Genomic DNA, 14138 nt, shown 5'->3' with positions numbered 1-14138 from the left:
CATCCGCGAAGGCGGCCGAACCGTCGGCGCCGGCGTCGTCGCCACCATCATCGAGTGATTGAACTTTCCTGACGCGGAAGGGGGCCGGCTTAACCGGCCTGCCTCCGACCCGTGGAGACGGTAGACCCATGAACGGCCAGAACATCCGGATCCGCCTCAAGGCGTTCGATCACCGCATCCTCGACACCTCCACCCGGGAGATCGTGTCGACGGCTAAGCGGACCGGCGCCCAGGTGCGCGGCCCCATCCCGCTGCCGACGCGGATCGAGAAGTTCACGGTGAACCGCTCGCCCCACGTCGACAAGAAGAGCCGCGAGCAGTTCGAGATTCGGACGCACAAGCGTCTTCTCGACATCGTCGACCCGACGCCGCAGACCGTGGACGCGCTGATGAAGCTCGACCTCGCCGCCGGCGTCGACGTCGAGATCAAGCTCTGATCCAGGCTCACTGAGTAGAAGGACGAGGCGGATGCGCTCCGGACTCATCGCACAGAAGCTGGGCATGACCCGCGTCTTCACCGACGCTGGCGAGCATGTGCCGGTCACCGTGCTTAAGGTCGACATGTGCCAGGTGGTCGCCCACCGCACGGTCGAGACGAATGGTTATGTGGCTCTTCAGCTCGGCGCGGGTTCGCGCAAGCCGAAGAACGTCACCAAGGCCGAGCGTGGCGGTTTCGCCAAGGCCGAGGTCGAGCCGAAGCGGAAGGTCGTGGAGTTCCGCGTCTCCGACGACGCCGTGATCCCCGTGGGCGCCGAGCTCACCGCGGACCACTTCGTCGCCGGCCAGCGCGTCGACGTCACCGGCACCTCGACCGGCAAGGGCTTCGCCGGCGCGATGAAGCGCTGGAACTTCGGCGGCCTTCGCGCCACTCACGGCGTCTCCGTTTCGCACCGTTCGCACGGTTCGACCGGCGGCCGTCAGGATCCGGGCAAGGTCTTCAAGAACAAGAAGATGGCCGGTCATCTCGGCGACGAGCGCGTCACCACGCAGAACCTGAAGGTGGTCTCCACCGATCCGGAGCGCGGTCTGATCCTCGTCGAGGGCGCGGTTCCGGGCGTCAAGGGCGGCTGGATCCTGGTGCGCGACGCCGTGAAGACCAAGCTTCCCGAGGGCATTCCGATGCCGGGCAAGTTCCGTGAGCGTGGGCAGCAGTCCGACGCCCCGGCTTCGACCCCGGTCGAGGAGGCCCCGGCCACTGAAACGACCGCCGGGGAGACCGCGTGATGGTTGAGATCGCGATCACCAAGGCCGACGGCAAGTCGGGCGACAAGGTCACGCTTTCGGACGAGATCTTCGGCCTTGAGCCGCGGACCGACATCCTGCACCGCGTCGTTCGCTGGCAGCTCGCCCGCCGTCAGGCCGGCACGCATGTCACCAAGGGCCGCTCGGACATCGCCCGCACGGGCAAGAAGATGTACAAGCAGAAGGGCACGGGCCGCGCCCGTCACGCCCAGGCGTCGGCTCCGCAGTTCCGTGGCGGCGGCCGCGCTTTCGGTCCGGTCGTGCGCTCTCATGAGCACGACCTGCCGAAGAAGGTCCGCGCGCTCGGCCTGAAGCACGCTCTCTCGGCCAAGGCCAAGGGCGAGCAGATCGTCGTGCTCGACGACTTCGCGCTGACCGAGGGTAAGACCAAGGCGTTCCTGGCGCAGATCGAGAAGCTTGGCTTCTCGAACGCGCTGGTCATCGACGGCGCCGACGTCGACGCCAACGTGAAGCTCGCCTCGCGCGCCGTCCACACCGTGGACGTGCTGCCGGTGCAGGGCATCAACGTCTACGACATCCTTCGCCGCGACACGCTCGTGCTGACCAAGGCCGCCATCGATGCGCTGGAGGCGCGCTTCAAATGACCGACCTTCGCCACTACGACGTCATCCGCGCGCCGATCATCACCGAGAAGGCCACCTACGCTTCCGAGCAGAACAAGGTGGTGTTCAAGGTCGCTGACACCGCCACCAAGCCGCAGATCAAGGCGGCGGTGGAGAAGCTCTTCGACGTGAAGGTCGTGAGCGTGAACACCCTCGTCCGCAAGGGCAAGGAAAAGCGTTTCCGCGGCCGCCTCGGCCGGCAGGGCGACACCAAGCGCGCGATCGTGACGCTGGCCGAAGGCCACGCCATCGACGTGACGACGGGCCTCTGAGGCTGAGGACCGGAGAACAGCTATGGCTTTGAAGACCTACAACCCGATCACTCCGAGCCTTCGCCAGCTCGTGATCGTCGACCGGTCGGCGCTCTACAAGGGCAAGCCGGTCAAGCAGCTGACGGAGGGACTCACGTCCTCCGGCGGCCGCAACAACCTCGGCCGCATCACGGTGCGGTTCCGCGGCGGCGGCCACAAGCGGACCTACCGCCTGATCGACTTCAAGCGTCGCAAGCTGGACGTGCCGGCGACCGTCGATCGGATCGAGTACGATCCCAACCGTTCGGCGTTCATCGCGCTGATCCGCTACGAGGACGGCGAGCTCGCCTACATCCTCGCGCCGCAGCGCCTCAATGTCGGCGACCAGGTCGTCGCGGGCGCCCAGGTCGACGTGAAGCCGGGCAACGCGATGCCGCTCGGCGTCGCGCCGGTCGGCACGATCGTGCACAACGTCGAGATCAAGATCGGTCGCGGCGGCCAGATCGCGCGGTCGGCGGGCTCCTACGCCCAGATCGTCGCTCGTGACCAGGGCTACGTGACGCTCCGCCTGTCTTCCGGCGAGCAGCGCCTCGTGCACGGCCAGTGCTTCGGCACCATCGGCGCGGTGTCGAACCCCGACCACGCCAACATCAATCTCGGCAAGGCCGGCCGTTCGCGCTGGCTCGGCCGCAAGCCGCACAACCGCGGCGTGACCATGAACCCGGTCGACCATCCGCATGGCGGCGGCGAAGGCCGCACCTCGGGCGGCCGCCACCCCGTCACCCCGTGGGGCAAGCCCACCAAGGGCAAGCGCACGCGTTCGAACAAGGCGACCGACAAGTTCATCGCCACGAGCCGGCACGCCCGGAAGAAGAAGTAAGGGAGCCCGAGAATGTCTCGTTCAATCTGGAAGGGTCCCTTCGTCGACGGGTACCTGCTTAAGAAGGCGGACGTGGCCCGCGGTTCGACCCGCAACGAGGTCATCAAGACCTGGAGCCGCCGTTCGACCATCCTGCCGCAGTTCGTCGGCCTCACCTTCGGGGTCTACAACGGCCAGAAGCATGTGCCCGTGTCGGTCAACGAAGAGATGATCGGCCACAAGCTCGGCGAATTCGCTCCGACGCGGACCTTCTACGGTCATGCGGCGGACAAGAAGGCGAAGAGGAAGTAATCCGATGGGCAAGCCAGCCGCCAAGCGCGCGCTTCCCGAGAACGAGGCCAAGGCCGTGCTGCGCATGGTCCGGATCTCGCCGCAGAAGCTCAACCTCGTCGCTCAGCTGATCCGCGGCAAGAAGGTCGAGACGGCGCTCGCCGACCTCACCTTCTCGCGCAAGCGCATCGCCGGCCAGGTGAAGAAGACGCTCGAGAGCGCCATCGCCAACGCCGAGAACAACCATGATCTCGACGTGGACGACCTGATCGTCTCCGAGGCGTTCGTCGGCAAGTCCATCGTGATGCGCCGGTTCTCGCCGCGAGCCCGTGGCCGCGTGGGCACGATCCAGAAGCCGTTCTCGCACCTGACGATCGTCGTTCGTCAGGTCGAGCAGGCGTCGGCCAAGGCTTGAGGAGAAGACGATGGGTCACAAGGTCAACCCGATCGGGCTTCGGCTCGGCATCAACCGCACGTGGGACTCGCGCTGGTTCGCCAGCAAGGGCGAGTACGGCAAGCTCCTGCAGGAAGACATCGCGATCCGCGACGCGCTCCTGAAGGATCTGAAGCAGGCGGCGGTCTCCAAGATCGTCATCGAGCGCCCGCACAAGAAGTGCCGCGTGTCGATCTACTCGGCGCGTCCGGGCATCGTGATCGGCAAGAAGGGCGCGGACATCGAGAAGCTTCGCAAGAAGGTCGGCTCGATGACCTCGTCGGAAGTGCACATCAACATCGTTGAGGTGCGCAAGCCCGAGATCGACTCGACGCTCGTCGCGGAGTCGATCGCCCAGCAGCTCGAGCGCCGCGTGGCGTTCCGCCGGGCGATGAAGCGCGCGGTCCAGTCGGCCATGCGTCTCGGCGCCGAGGGCATCCGCATCAACTGCGCCGGCCGTCTCGGCGGCGCGGAGATCGCCCGCACCGAGTGGTACCGCGAGGGCCGCGTTCCGCTGCACACGCTGCGCGCCGACGTCGACTACGGCGTCGCCACCGCGAAGACCGCGATGGGCACCTGCGGCGTGAAGGTGTGGATCTTCAAGGGCGAGGTCATGGAGCATGACCCCATGGCCCAGGACAAGCGTCTGAACGACGGCGACGGCGGCCGTCCCCAGCGTCGCGATCACGCGGCCTGAGGCGGTTCGACCGGGAGTTTGAACAATGCTGCAACCGAAGAAGACCAAGTTCCGCAAGCAGTTCAAGGGCCGCATCTCTGGCGCGGCCAAGGGCGGCTTTGAGCTGGACTTCGGCGCCTATGGCCTCAAGGCCATGGAGCCCGAGCGCATCACCGCGCGTCAGATCGAGGCGGCTCGCCGCGCTCTGACCCGTCACATGAAGCGCGCCGGCCGCGTGTGGATCCGCGTCTTCCCGGACGTGCCGGTCTCCAAGAAGCCGACCGAAGTGCGCATGGGTAAGGGCAAGGGCGCGAACGAGTACTGGGCCGCTAAGGTCAAGCCGGGCCGCATCATGTTCGAGATCGACGGCGTGCCGCTCGACATCGCCCGTGAGGCCCTGCAGCTCGCCGCGGCGAAGCTTCCGATCCGCACCCGTTTCGTCCAGCGCGTCGCCGAGTGAGGGCTGAGATCATGACCAAGGCTCAGGATTTCCGCGCGATGACCGCGGACCAGCTCGACGACGAGGTCGTCAAGCTGAAGAAGGAGCAGTTCAACCTTCGCTTCCAGAAGGCGACGGGACAGCTCGAGAACACCTCGCGGGTGAAGACGGTTCGCCGTGACATTGCCCGCGTTATGACGGTCGCGGCCGCCAAGCGCGCCGAAGCCAAGTAAGAGGAGGACACAATGCCGAAGAGAGTCCTGCTCGGGACCGTCATTTCCGACAAGAACGCCAAGACCGTCGTGGTCAAGGTGGAGCGCCGCTTCACGCACCCGCTGCTGAAGAAGACGGTGCGCCGGACGAAGCACTACCACGCCCATGACGAGAACCAGGCCTTCAAGGTCGGGGACCTCGTCTGGATCGAGGAGAGCCGTCCGATCTCCCGGCTGAAGCGCTGGGTCGTTCGACCCGACGCCTCAGTCGACGCCGACGCCTCGGCCCCTGCGCCGACCGAGTGATCATCTGAAACGGCCCGCCGGGCGAGGTCCGCAGAGTTCGTGGATACCGGTCCGGGCGAAATTGAAAGGCTAAGGCCATGATTCAGATGCAGAGCAACTTGGATGTCGCTGACAACAGCGGCGCCAAGCGCGTGATGTGCATCAAGGTTCTGGGCGGCGCCGGCCGCCGCTACGCCGCCGTGGGCGACATCATCGTGGTGTCGGTCAAGGAGGCGATCCCGCGCGGTCGCGTGAAGAAGGGCGACGTCATGAAGGCGGTCGTCGTTCGCACGGCCAAGGACATCCGCCGCGTCGACGGCTCGGTGATCCGCTTCGACCGCAACGCCGCCGTTCTGATCAACAATCAGAAGGAGCCGGTCGGCACGCGCATCTTCGGCCCGGTTCCGCGCGAGCTTCGCGCCAAGAACCACATGAAGATCATCTCGCTCGCGCCGGAGGTGTTGTGATGGCCGCAAAGATCAAGAAGGGCGACAAGGTCGTCGTTCTCGCCGGCAAGGACAAGGGCAAGACCGGCGAAGTGCTGAAGGTGCTCCCGAAGGAGACGCGCGCCGTCGTGCAGGGCGTCAACGTCGTGATGAAGCATCAGCGGCAGACCCAGAACCAGGAAGGCGGCATCATCCGCAAGGAGGCCTCCATCCATCTCTCGAACATCGCGCTCGCCGATCCGAAGGACGGCAAGCCGACGCGCGTCTCCTTCAAGATCGAGGGCGAAGGCGCGAACCAGACGAAGGTCCGCGTGGCTGCGCGGTCCGGGGAGCGCATCGATGGCTGAGGCCGCTTACACGCCGCGCCTGAAGCGGCATTACGACGACGTGGTCCGGGCCCAGCTCATCGAAGAGTTCGGCTATAAGAACCCCATGGCCGTTCCCTCGATCGAGAAGATCGTGCTGAACATGGGCGTGGGCGAGGCCGTCGCCGACTCGAAGAAGGCCACGACCGCCGCGTCGGAGCTCGCCAAGATCGCCGGGCAGAAGCCGGTCATCACCAAGGCGCGCACCTCGATCGCGACGTTCAAGCTGCGCGAAGGCCAGTCGGTCGGCTGCAAGGTCACCCTGCGCCGCGCCCGCATGTACGACTTCATTGACCGCCTGGTCACGATCGCGCTGCCGCGCGTTCGCGACTTCCGCGGCCTGAACCCGAAGAGCTTCGACGGCCGTGGCAACTACGCCATGGGCATCAAGGAGCACATCGTGTTCCCCGAGATCGAGTACGACAAGATCGACCAGGTCTGGGGCATGGACGTCATCGTCTGCACGACGGCGAAGTCTGACGACGAGGCGCGCGCCCTGCTGCGCGCCTTCAACTTCCCCTTCAGGCAGTGACGGGAGGATCGCATGGCTAAGAAAAGCGCGATCGAGAAGAACACCCGCCGTCGCAAGATGGTCGCCCGCGACGCCGCGAAGCGCGCGGAGCTCAAGGCGATCGCCAAGAACCCGAACCTCGACCTCGAGGACCGGTTCGCGGCGCGGCTCAAGCTCGCCGAACTGCCGCGGAACGGGTCGAAGACCCGCATCCGCAATCGCTGCGAAGTCACGGGACGCCCGCGGGCCTATTACCGCAAGCTCGGCATCTCGCGTATCGCGATCCGTGATCTAGGCTCCAAGGGCTTGGTCCCGGGCCTTCTGAAGTCCAGCTGGTGAGGAGGGACCGATGGTGAACGACCCCCTCGGCGATATGCTGACGCGCATCCGCAACGCGCATATGCGGAACAAGACCTCGTGCTCGACGCCGGGCTCCAAGCTCCGCGCGCATGTGCTCGACGTCCTTCAGTCGGAAGGCTACATCCGCGGTTACACGCAGACGGAGCTGACCAATGGCCGCACCGAGTTCGAGATCGAGCTCAAGTACTATGACGGCGCGCCGGTCATCCGCGAGCTTCAGCGCGTCTCGAAGCCCGGCCGCCGCGTCTACGCGTCGGTCGACAATCTTCCGCGCGTGGCGAACGGCCTCGGCATCTCGATCCTCTCCACGCCCAAGGGCGTGATGGCGGATCACGACGCCCGCGACAACAACGTGGGCGGGGAGATCCTTTGCCGCGTCTTCTGACGCTGGGCGAAGGGTCTTCCACGAAGGATTAGGAGAGCGATCATGTCGCGCATCGGCAAAAAGCCGATCGACGTGCCGTCGGGCGTCACCGCGGCGGTCGACGGTCAGAACGTCAAGGTTAAGGGACCGAAGGGCGAGCTCGCCTTCACGGTCCACGACGACGTCGTCGTCGAGTTCAAGGACGGCAAGGTTTCGGTCCAGCCGAAGGACGAGACCAAGCGCGCCCGCTCGATGTGGGGCATGTCGCGCACCATGGTGTCGAACCTCGTCGAGGGCGTCACCAAGGGTTTCGAGAAGAAGCTCGAGATCACCGGTGTCGGTTACCGCGCGTCGGTCCAGGGCAAGAACCTGGTTCTCGCGCTTGGTTACAGCCACGACGTGATCTACCCGATCCCGGACGGGATCCAGATCGTGACGGGCAAGCCGACCGAAGTGACCATCACCGGGATCAACCGTCAGCAGGTTGGTCAGGTCGCGGCCGAAATCCGCGACTTCCGCCGCCCCGAGCCTTACAAGGGCAAGGGTGTTAAGTACGCGGGCGAGTTCATCTTCCGCAAGGAAGGCAAGAAGAAGTAAGGGCCGGGACCGATGGCGAAGAAACTTGCGACTGAGGCGCGCCGCAAGGCGCGCGTGCGCCGCGCGCTTCGCGCGGCGGCCAACGGGCGTCCGCGCCTGTCGATCCACCGTTCGTCGAAGCAGATCTACGCGCAGGTCATCGATGACGAGCGCGGCGTGACGCTGGCTTCGGCCTCGACGCTCGACAAGGATTTCCGCGCCGCGAAGAAGACCGGCGCGGACATGGCCGCGGCGAGCGAGATCGGCAAGCTTGTGGCCGAGCGCGCCAAGGCGGCCGGCGTCACCGAGGTCGTGTTCGATCGCGGCGCCTACATCTATCACGGCCGGGTCAAGGCCCTGGCCGAGGCCGCCCGTGAGGGCGGGCTCAACTTCTGAAGCCCGCTCGAAGGGAAGAGGACACTTAAATGGCTCGTGAGCCCAGAGAGAACCGCCGCGAACGTGAACGCGAGGACAGCGAGTTCGTCGACAAGCTGGTCCACATCAACCGCGTCGCCAAGGTGGTGAAGGGCGGCCGTCGCTTCGGCTTCGCCGCTCTCGTCGTCGTCGGCGACCAGAAGGGCCGCGTCGGCTTCGGCCACGGCAAGGCCCGCGAGGTGCCGGAGGCCATCCGCAAGGCGACGGAAGCCGCCAAGCGCGGCCTGATCCGCGTGCCGCTGCGCGAAGGCCGGACGCTCCATCACGACGTCGACGGCCGCCACGGCGCCGGCAAGGTCGTGCTGCGCGCCGCCCCGGCCGGCACCGGCATCATCGCCGGCGGTCCGATGCGCGCCGTCTTCGAAACGCTCGGCGTCCATGACGTCGTCGCGAAGTCGCTCGGCTCGTCGAACCCGTACAACATGGTCCGCGCGACGTTCGACGCCCTCAAGGCGGAAGACAGCCCGCGTTCGGTCGCCGCTCGCCGCGGCCTCAAGGTTTCGACCCTGCAGGCCCGCCGCAAGGACGTCGACGCCGACGCGGTCGCCGAAGGCTGACCGTCGGACATCGCTTGAAGGAGCCTGATCATGGCCGCAACTGAGAAGAAGAAGGTCGAAGGCGCGACCGTGACCGTCGTCCAGACGGGTTCGTCGACCCGCCGCCCGTTCGACCAGCAGCAGACCCTCGTCGGTCTCGGCCTCGGCCGGATCGGCAAGCGCCGCGAGCTGATCGACACCCCCGCGGTGCGCGGCATGATCGCCAAGGTCGCGCACCTCGTGCGCGTCGAAGCCTGAGCGTCGGAGAGAAGACGATGAAGCTCAACGAACTCAGAGACAACCCCGGCGCCACCAAGAAGCGGATGCGCGTCGGACGCGGCATCGGCTCCGGCAAGGGCAAGACCGGCGGCCGCGGCGTGAAGGGTCAGAAGTCGCGCACCGGCGTCGCCATCAAGGCGTTCGAGGGCGGCCAGATGCCGCTCTACAGGCGTCTGCCGAAGCGCGGCTTCACCAACATCTTCGCCAAGGATCTGAACGAGGTGAACCTCGCGCGGCTCCAGCAGGCGGTGGACGCCGGCAAGCTCGACGCCAAGAAGCCCGTTACCGAGGAGGCGCTGGTCGAGGCCGGCGTTCTCTCGAAGAAGCGTGACGGCGTGAAGGTTCTCGGCCGCGGCGAGCTCAAGACGAAGCTCGACCTCGAGGTCTACGCGGTCTCCAAGACTGTCGCGGACGTGATCGAGAAGCTTGGCGGCAAGGTGACGCTTCTCGCGCCGGCCGTCGAAAAGGCCGATGCGGAACCCGCGTAAATCGCCTATCTAACGGCGCGCGCCGTCCCTGCCGGGTCCGTCGGGCCCCGGCTGGGGCGGCGTTTCATTTTGTGGTCCAGACGGACGAGGGCGTAGATGGCTTCCGCCGCAGAGCAGCTTGCCGCCAACTTGAATTTCTCGGCCTTTTCAAAGGCCGACGAGCTGAAGAAGCGTATCTGGTTCACACTTGGCGCGCTGATCATTTACCGCCTCGGCACGTACATCCCGATGCCCGGCATCAACCCGGCGGCTCTCGCCGAGGTGTTCCGTCAGCAGTCGACGGGCATCATCGGCCTGTTCAACATGTTCTCGGGCGGCGCCGTCGGCCGCATGGCGATCTTCGCGCTCGCCATCATGCCCTACATCTCCGCCTCGATCATCGTGCAGCTGATGACGACCGTCTCGCCGCACCTCGAGGCTCTGAAGAAGGAGGGCGAGCAGGGCCGCAAGATCATCAACCAGTACACCCGCTACGGGACGGTGGCGCTGGCGACGGTCCAGGCCTACGGCATCGCGGTCGGCCTCGAGGGTCAGGCCAACGTGGTCGTGGATCCGGGCTGGTTCTTCAAGATCTCCACGGTCATCACCCTGACCGGCGGCACCATGTTCCTGATGTGGCTCGGCGAGCAGATCACCGCGCGCGGCATCGGCAACGGCATCTCGCTGATCATCTTCGCCGGCATCGTGGCCGAGCTCCCGGCGGCCATCGCCGGCGCGTTCGAGCTCAACCGCCAGGGCGCGCTGTCGAACGCGCTCATCATCGGCATCATCGTGATGGCGATCGGCGTCATCGCGCTCGTGGTCTATATGGAGCGCGCCCAGCGCCGGCTGCTGATTCAGTATCCGAAGCGACAGGTCAGCCAGAACCGCATGACGGGCGGCGAGAGCTCGCACCTGCCGCTGAAGCTCAACACCGCCGGCGTCATTCCGCCGATCTTCGCCTCCTCGCTGCTGCTGCTGCCGACGACCGTGGCGAACTTCTCGGCGCAGGGGACCGCCTCGGGCTGGCTCACGACCATCACGTCGTACCTCGCCCACGGCCGGCCGCTCTACATGGCGCTCTACGTCGCGCTGATCGTGTTCTTCTGCTTCTTCTACACCGCGATCGTCTTCAACCCGAAGGAGACGGCGGACAACCTGAAGAAGTACGGCGGCTTCATTCCCGGCATCCGTCCGGGCGAGCGCACCGCCGAGTACATCGACTACGTGCTGACCCGCATCACCGTCGTCGGCGCCGCCTACATCGCGCTCGTCTGCGTGATTCCCGAGATCCTCATCTCCTGGGCCGCAGTGCCATTCTACTTTGGCGGGACTTCGCTCCTGATCGTGGTGTCTGTTACGATGGACACGGTGGCGCAGGTGCAGGGGCATCTCTACGCGGCGCAGTACGAGGGCCTCATCAAGAAGGCCCGGCTCAGAGGAAAACGTAGATGAGGCTGATTCTTCTCGGACCGCCCGGCGCCGGTAAAGGCACCCAGGCTGAGCGCCTCGTCGAGAAGCACGGCATCGTCCAGCTCTCCACCGGCGACATGCTGCGCGCGGCCGTCGCCGCGGGTTCGCCTGTCGGCCTCGAAGCCAAGGACGTGATGGCGCGCGGCGAGCTCTGCTCGGACGGCCTCGTGGTCAAGATCGTCGCCGACCGCATCGACGAGCCGGACGCCAAGAAGGGCTTCATCCTCGACGGCTTCCCGCGCACCGTCGCCCAGGCCGAGGCGCTCGAGCGCATGCTCGAGGAGAAGGATCTCCGCCTCGACGCCGTGATCGAGCTCGTGGTCGACGACAACGCGCTGCTCGCCCGCGTCGAGGGCCGCGCGCGCGACGCCGCCGCGGCCGGCAAGCCCCTGCGCCCTGACGACGCTCCGGAGACGGTCAGGAAGCGCATCGCCGACTTCAACCGCGTCACCAGCCAGCTCCGGCCGTTCTACGAATCGAAGGGGCTTCACGCCACGGTCGACGGCATGGCGTCGATCGACGAGGTGACGGAGCAGATCGAGGCGATTCTCTCCGAGACCGTCAGCGCGGGCTGACGGACCCGCCGCGGGGCGCAGGGTCGGAGTTTCGGTCGTTGTCCCCCGGCTTGTCCCGGGGGAACTGCTGCACGTCCGAGAACTGCGCGCCGCTGACGGGCTGACGCTTCTGACGAGCGGGGGCGCGGCGACAGCGGGACAGCGACTGCTGGGCTCCGAATCTCCTAGCAAGGGGTTGACGCCTGGCGTGTAAGGCGCTAACCGCACGCATCCTGAAAGCAGTCTGGTCGCGCTGTGCTTTCCAAGCGCTGCGTCCGCGCTGCCTTTCGGCGCTTCGAATTCATGAGCGCGCATGGGCCGGCCTCCACCGGACGCACGCTTCTTCCGCCGGCCTCGCGCCGGCCCACATGGAGGGGACAAAGATGGCCCGTATCGCCGGCGTCAACATTCCGACGAACAAGCGCGTCGTGATCGCGCTTCAGTACATCCACGGCATCGGCGCCTCGAAGGCGACCGAGATCTGCGCCAAGGTCTCGATCCCGGCCGAGCGCCGCGTGAACGAGCTGACCGACGCCGAAGTCATCCAGATCCGCGAGACGATCGACCGCGACTACATCGTCGAGGGCGACCTGCGCCGCGACGTCGCGATGAACATCAAGCGCCTGATGGACCTCGGCTGCTATCGCGGTCTGCGCCATCGCCGCGGCCTGCCGGTGCGCGGCCAGCGCACCCACACCAATGCGCGCACCCGCAAGGGCAAGCCGAAGCCGATCGCCGGCAAGAAGAAGTGATTTCCGCCGCGGCCTGATCGGCTGCGGCGCGTCGTTCCGGATCGGCTCCGCCGTCCGGGACGACGCCGAACCGAAGATCCCGGGCGCGCGCCCGGGAGACGCATATTTCCCGAGCGCCTGGCATCACGGGCGCGCCTGAAGGACACGAGAGACCTATGGCCAAGGAAGCCCAGCGCATTCGCCGCCGCGAGCGCAAGAACATCGCCTCCGGCGTGGCGCATGTGAACGCCACCTTCAACAACACGATGATCACCATCACGGACGCCCAGGGCAACACCGTGTCGTGGTCGTCGGCCGGCGCGCAGGGCTTCAAGGGCTCGCGCAAGTCGACCCCGTACGCGGCCCAGGTCGCTGCCGAGGACGCGGCCAAGAAGGCCGCCGAGCACGGCATGCGCACCCTCGAGGTCGAGGTCCGCGGCCCGGGTTCGGGTCGTGAGTCCGCTCTCCGCGCCCTTCAGGCTTCGGGCTTCATGGTGACGTCGATCCGCGACGTGACCCCGATCCCGCACAATGGCTGCCGTCCGCGCAAGCGCCGTCGCGTCTGACGTCGTCCTTTTCGACGCCGCGCTCCGAGACGTCGGAGCGCGGGACTGTTCCAGCCGGCTGCGGTTTTCGCGAGGTCGGCTTCTCCGCGGAGGGCGACGGCGGCCCGCGGCGACTGACGAAGGATGCTGAGAAGTGATCCAGAAGAATTGGCAAGACCTTATTAAGCCGAACAAGCTCGAGGTCTCGGCGTCCGGCGACGGCGCGCGGATCGCGACCATGGTGGCGGCCCCGCTCGAGCGCGGCTTCGGCCTGACGCTCGGCAACGCGCTGCGGCGCATCCTGCTGTCCTCGCTCCAGGGCGCGGCCGTGACCTCGGTGCACATCGATGGCGTGCTGCACGAGTTCTCGTCCATCCCGGGCGTGCGCGAGGACGTGACCGACATCGTCCTCAATATCAAGGACATCGCCATCAAGATGCAGGGCGAAGGCCCGAAGCGGATGGTGCTGCGCAAGCAGGGCCCGGGCCAGGTGCTCGCGGGCGACATCCAGGTGGTGGGCGACGTCCAGATCCTGAACCCGAACCTCGTGCTCTGCACTCTCGACGAGGCGGCCGAGATTCGCATGGAGTTCACGGTCGACACCGGCAAGGGCTACGTCCAGGCCGACCGCAACCGTCCCGAGGACGCTCCGATCGGCCTCATCCCGGTCGACAGCCTCTACTCGCCGGTCAAGAAGGTCTCGTACCGCGTCGAGAGCACCCGCGAGGGCCAGAACCTCGACTTCGACAAGCTGACGCTCAACGTCGAGACCAACGGTTCGATCACGCCTGAGGACGCGGTGGCCTACGCCGCCCGCATCCTGCAGGACCAGCTCGAAGTGTTCGTCAACTTCGAGGAGCCGAAGAAGGAAGCCGCGCCGTCCTCCATCCCGGAGCTCGCCTTCAACCCGGCGCTGCTCAAGAAGGTGGACGAGCTCGAGCTTTCGGTGCGTTCGGCCAACTGCCTGAAGAACGACAACATCGTCTATATCGGCGACCTCATCCAGAAAACCGAAGCCGAGATGCTCCGCACTCCGAACTTCGGTCGCAAGTCGCTGAACGAGATCAAGGAAGTGCTGGCCCAGATGGGTCTGCACCTCGGGATGGAAGTCGGCGGCTGGCCGCCGGACAACATCGACGAACTCGCCAAGCGTTTCGAAGAACACTACTGAGGTCGCAAGACCGG

26 protein-coding genes are annotated in these 14138 nt (G+C 66.4%); all 26 read left to right on the top strand.

The annotated features are described in order from the left end of the window. Nucleotides 1-128: 128 nt before the first annotated feature. The 26 genes from rpsJ to ACFOWB_RS18730 all read left to right on the top strand — a co-directional run bounded on the left by rpsJ (nt 129) and on the right by ACFOWB_RS18730 (nt 14124). Nucleotides 129-437 carry a 30S ribosomal protein S10 gene (rpsJ, locus tag ACFOWB_RS18855; protein ID WP_020178162.1) on the top strand — a complete coding sequence of 103 codons (309 nt, stop codon included), beginning with the start codon at nt 129-131 and terminating at the stop codon, nt 435-437. 31 nt (nt 438-468) lie between these two features. Then, nucleotides 469-1224, top strand: coding sequence for a 50S ribosomal protein L3 (gene rplC / locus ACFOWB_RS18850; protein WP_261403631.1), 756 nt, complete (start codon nt 469-471; stop codon nt 1222-1224). After that, nucleotides 1224-1847: a 50S ribosomal protein L4 gene (rplD, locus tag ACFOWB_RS18845; RefSeq protein WP_261403630.1), complete on the top strand. Its 624-nt coding sequence runs from the start codon at nt 1224-1226 to the stop codon at nt 1845-1847. The genes rplC and rplD overlap by 1 nt, the downstream gene beginning before the upstream one ends. Beyond that, nucleotides 1844-2137: a 50S ribosomal protein L23 gene (locus ACFOWB_RS18840; RefSeq protein WP_261403629.1), complete on the top strand. Its 294-nt coding sequence runs from the start codon at nt 1844-1846 to the stop codon at nt 2135-2137. The genes rplD and ACFOWB_RS18840 overlap by 4 nt, the downstream gene beginning before the upstream one ends. 22 nt (nt 2138-2159) lie before the next feature. Beyond that, complete coding sequence (rplB, locus tag ACFOWB_RS18835; protein ID WP_378148804.1) at nt 2160-2996, top strand: 50S ribosomal protein L2; 837 nt, start codon at nt 2160-2162, stop codon at nt 2994-2996. A gap of 12 nt (nt 2997-3008) precedes the next feature. Continuing rightward, a complete protein-coding gene (gene rpsS / locus ACFOWB_RS18830) occupies nt 3009-3287 on the top strand; it encodes a 30S ribosomal protein S19 (RefSeq protein ID WP_261403628.1) in 279 nt (92 codons plus the stop codon). A gap of 4 nt (nt 3288-3291) precedes the next feature. Beyond that, entirely contained in the window at nt 3292-3681 is a 390-nt protein-coding gene (gene rplV / locus ACFOWB_RS18825; RefSeq protein WP_261403627.1) for a 50S ribosomal protein L22, read from the top strand. Between the two features lie 10 nt (nt 3682-3691). Beyond that, nucleotides 3692-4396 (top strand): 30S ribosomal protein S3, encoded by a 705-nt coding sequence (gene rpsC, locus ACFOWB_RS18820; RefSeq protein WP_261403626.1) that lies wholly within the window; start codon nt 3692-3694, stop codon nt 4394-4396. Nucleotides 4397-4421: 25 nt separating this feature from the next. Continuing rightward, nucleotides 4422-4835, top strand: a complete 414-nt coding sequence (gene rplP, locus ACFOWB_RS18815; protein ID WP_261403625.1) for a 50S ribosomal protein L16 — start codon at nt 4422-4424, stop codon at nt 4833-4835. Between the two features lie 11 nt (nt 4836-4846). Continuing rightward, a complete protein-coding gene (gene rpmC, locus ACFOWB_RS18810) occupies nt 4847-5047 on the top strand; it encodes a 50S ribosomal protein L29 (protein ID WP_261403624.1) in 201 nt (66 codons plus the stop codon). 12 nt (nt 5048-5059) lie between these two features. Next, nucleotides 5060-5332, top strand: a complete 273-nt coding sequence (rpsQ, locus tag ACFOWB_RS18805) for a 30S ribosomal protein S17 (protein WP_261403623.1) — start codon at nt 5060-5062, stop codon at nt 5330-5332. 77 nt (nt 5333-5409) lie between these two features. Further along, nucleotides 5410-5778 carry a 50S ribosomal protein L14 gene (rplN, locus tag ACFOWB_RS18800; RefSeq protein WP_261403622.1) on the top strand — a complete coding sequence of 123 codons (369 nt, stop codon included), beginning with the start codon at nt 5410-5412 and terminating at the stop codon, nt 5776-5778. Beyond that, entirely contained in the window at nt 5778-6104 is a 327-nt protein-coding gene (rplX, locus tag ACFOWB_RS18795; RefSeq protein ID WP_261403621.1) for a 50S ribosomal protein L24, read from the top strand. Before rplN ends, rplX begins: the two co-directional genes overlap by 1 nt. Then, nucleotides 6097-6654 (top strand): 50S ribosomal protein L5, encoded by a 558-nt coding sequence (gene rplE / locus ACFOWB_RS18790; RefSeq protein ID WP_261403620.1) that lies wholly within the window; start codon nt 6097-6099, stop codon nt 6652-6654. The genes rplX and rplE overlap by 8 nt, the downstream gene beginning before the upstream one ends. A gap of 12 nt (nt 6655-6666) precedes the next feature. Next, on the top strand, nt 6667-6972 hold the full coding sequence (gene rpsN / locus ACFOWB_RS18785) for a 30S ribosomal protein S14 (protein WP_261403619.1): 306 nt from the start codon (nt 6667-6669) through the stop codon (nt 6970-6972). A 10-nt stretch (nt 6973-6982) separates the two neighbouring features. Continuing rightward, complete coding sequence (gene rpsH, locus ACFOWB_RS18780) at nt 6983-7378, top strand: 30S ribosomal protein S8 (RefSeq protein WP_261403618.1); 396 nt, start codon at nt 6983-6985, stop codon at nt 7376-7378. A gap of 42 nt (nt 7379-7420) precedes the next feature. Continuing rightward, nucleotides 7421-7954: a 50S ribosomal protein L6 gene (gene rplF, locus ACFOWB_RS18775; RefSeq protein WP_261403617.1), complete on the top strand. Its 534-nt coding sequence runs from the start codon at nt 7421-7423 to the stop codon at nt 7952-7954. Between the two features lie 12 nt (nt 7955-7966). Then, on the top strand, nt 7967-8329 hold the full coding sequence (gene rplR, locus ACFOWB_RS18770; RefSeq protein WP_378148803.1) for a 50S ribosomal protein L18: 363 nt from the start codon (nt 7967-7969) through the stop codon (nt 8327-8329). 29 nt (nt 8330-8358) lie between these two features. Continuing rightward, the gene (rpsE, locus tag ACFOWB_RS18765) at nt 8359-8925 is read left to right on the top strand and encodes a 30S ribosomal protein S5 (RefSeq protein ID WP_261403616.1); all 567 of its coding nucleotides are present in this window, start codon (nt 8359-8361) and stop codon (nt 8923-8925) included. A 30-nt stretch (nt 8926-8955) separates the two neighbouring features. Next, complete coding sequence (gene rpmD, locus ACFOWB_RS18760; protein WP_261403615.1) at nt 8956-9162, top strand: 50S ribosomal protein L30; 207 nt, start codon at nt 8956-8958, stop codon at nt 9160-9162. Nucleotides 9163-9179: 17 nt separating this feature from the next. Beyond that, nucleotides 9180-9671 carry a 50S ribosomal protein L15 gene (gene rplO / locus ACFOWB_RS18755; protein ID WP_261403614.1) on the top strand — a complete coding sequence of 164 codons (492 nt, stop codon included), beginning with the start codon at nt 9180-9182 and terminating at the stop codon, nt 9669-9671. Between the two features lie 96 nt (nt 9672-9767). Next, a complete protein-coding gene (gene secY / locus ACFOWB_RS18750; protein WP_261403613.1) occupies nt 9768-11105 on the top strand; it encodes a preprotein translocase subunit SecY in 1338 nt (445 codons plus the stop codon). Further along, complete coding sequence (locus ACFOWB_RS18745) at nt 11102-11698, top strand: adenylate kinase (protein ID WP_378148802.1); 597 nt, start codon at nt 11102-11104, stop codon at nt 11696-11698. Before secY ends, ACFOWB_RS18745 begins: the two co-directional genes overlap by 4 nt. A 362-nt stretch (nt 11699-12060) precedes the next feature. After that, entirely contained in the window at nt 12061-12429 is a 369-nt protein-coding gene (gene rpsM / locus ACFOWB_RS18740; protein WP_261403612.1) for a 30S ribosomal protein S13, read from the top strand. Nucleotides 12430-12584: 155 nt separating this feature from the next. After that, nucleotides 12585-12974 (top strand): 30S ribosomal protein S11, encoded by a 390-nt coding sequence (rpsK, locus tag ACFOWB_RS18735; RefSeq protein ID WP_261403611.1) that lies wholly within the window; start codon nt 12585-12587, stop codon nt 12972-12974. Between the two features lie 133 nt (nt 12975-13107). After that, nucleotides 13108-14124 carry a DNA-directed RNA polymerase subunit alpha gene (locus tag ACFOWB_RS18730; protein ID WP_261403610.1) on the top strand — a complete coding sequence of 339 codons (1017 nt, stop codon included), beginning with the start codon at nt 13108-13110 and terminating at the stop codon, nt 14122-14124. Nucleotides 14125-14138 lie beyond the last annotated feature (14 nt).

The sequence above is a fragment of the Chenggangzhangella methanolivorans genome (genome assembly GCF_042648545.1).
Taxonomy (GTDB): Bacteria; Pseudomonadota; Alphaproteobacteria; order Rhizobiales; family Methylopilaceae; genus Methylopila; species Methylopila methanolivorans.
This window is presented reverse-complemented; position numbering and strand designations above follow the sequence as displayed.